A 1,675-nucleotide genomic window follows, 5' to 3' on the forward strand; every position below is an offset into this window, starting at 1 on the left:
CACTGCGACTGCTCGACGGCATCGACTGGGCGGAGATGCGCCGCGGAGCGCTGCGGCGCGACGGTCGTCCGAAGCTCCTCACCGGCTCCTCCGACATCACCGCGCTGCACGAGACCATGCGCGCGCACCTGGACCTGGCGACGCTGTTCTGCCCGATGGCGGGCAACAACGTCTTCCGCGACTCGGAACAGGTGCGCGCCGACGTGCAGCGGTGGTTGTTCGAGCCCTGGCGCGGACGCGAGCTGATCGGCCCGAAGACCGAGGTGATGACACCGGGGCGTGCGGTCGGGCGTTTCACCGGCGGCAATCTCAGCCTGCTCGCCGCCGGGCTCGGCGCCCCCGAGGCTGCCGTGCCGGCTCCCGGCATCCTTTTCCTCGAGGACATCACCGAGGAGCCCTACCGGCTGGACAGCTTCGTGACGCAGCTGCGGAGGGCGGGGCGACTCGCGCAGGCGAACGGGATCGTGCTGGGCTCCTGGCACGAATGCGGCGACCTCGAGCTCGTGCACGCCCTCATGCGCGACGAGTTCCAGGACACCGGTGTGCCCGTGCTGTGGGAGCAGGGCTTCGGACACGACCCGCACGCCCTGACGATCCCCCTCGGCGTCGACGGCGTCCTCGATGCGATGACGGATGAGCCGCGACTCACGGTGGGAGTGCCCGGATGATCGCCGTGCCGACGCTCGATCCCCGCATCACCTGGTCGGTGCGGATGATCGACGCCGACAGCGGCGCCACCCTCGCCGAGCACGACCCACACGTGCAGTGCGAGACCGCCAGCATCGGCAAGATCTTCCTCCTGCTCGAAGTCGCGCGCCGACTCGAAGACGGCACGCTCGATCCGGATCAGCCGGTCGCCATCCCGGAGGGGCACCGTGTGGAGGACTCCGGTCTGCTCTACCGGATGCGCAATCAGGGTATCGGCGTGCACGACGCCGCCCTCCTCGTCGGCGCGGTGAGCGACAACCTCGCCACGAACGCCCTCATCCACCTGTGCGGCCTCGAGTCCGTGCGCGCCGTCGCGCCGGCCCTCGGATACACGCAGACCTCGCTGCACGACTACATCCGCAACGAGCGCACGCCCGACCTGCCCTGGACACCGTCGCACGGCACCGCGGCGGAACTGGCCGACCTGATGCGCCGCCTCGGTGCCGGTGAGGCCTTCTCCCCCGCGGTGAGCGCACGCGTGCTCGACTGGCTGGCCGCCGACACCGACACGTCCATGACCGCCGATGCCTTCCTGCTCGACCCGCTCGCCCACGTGGACGCCGAGTACCAGGGCATGGTCCTGCGGCACAAGACCGGCAGCGTCGGATTCGCCCGCGTCGACACCGGCCTGCTCCGCGGCCCCGTCGCGACCGTCGCCTACGCGGTGGCCGCGAACTGGAAGCAGAGTCCGACCGATCTGCGCGCGCCCGTCATCGACGGCATGAGAGACATCGGAGAACGGATCCGACTGCATGTCACCGGGCTCGCGCGTGACGAGACGGGGCTCGCATGAGCGTCATCGGCGCGGAACTGCCTGCGGATCACGGCGCGGTGTGGTCCGTCCTGGTGAAGGACATCGACACCGGCGAGGTGCTGCTGCAGCATGAGCCCGAGGCGGCGCTCGACACCGCGAGCGTCGGCAAGATCTTCCTCCTGCATCGGCTGCTCACCGAGGTCGATGCCGGGA

Annotated in this window: 2 protein-coding genes; both read left to right on the top strand. The window is 70.2% G+C overall.

Annotated elements, in window-relative coordinates:
• Window positions 1-668, top strand: a 668-nt coding sequence (locus ACNPM4_RS17040; protein WP_448986472.1) for a S66 peptidase family protein, incomplete at its 5' end; no start/stop codon positions are given.
• Window positions 665-1,501, top strand: a complete 837-nt coding sequence (locus tag ACNPM4_RS17045; protein ID WP_448986473.1) for a serine hydrolase — start codon at window positions 665-667, stop codon at window positions 1,499-1,501. The genes ACNPM4_RS17040 and ACNPM4_RS17045, both read left to right, overlap by 4 nt.
• The last annotated feature ends 174 nt before the right edge of the window (window positions 1,502-1,675 follow it).

The organism is Microbacterium umsixpiens (genome assembly GCF_053543675.1).

Coding starts and splice junctions, on each gene's coding strand:
- ACNPM4_RS17045 (WP_448986473.1), top strand. CDS start 665: ATGATCGCCGTGCCGACGCTCGATCCCCGCATCACCTGGTCGGTGCGG.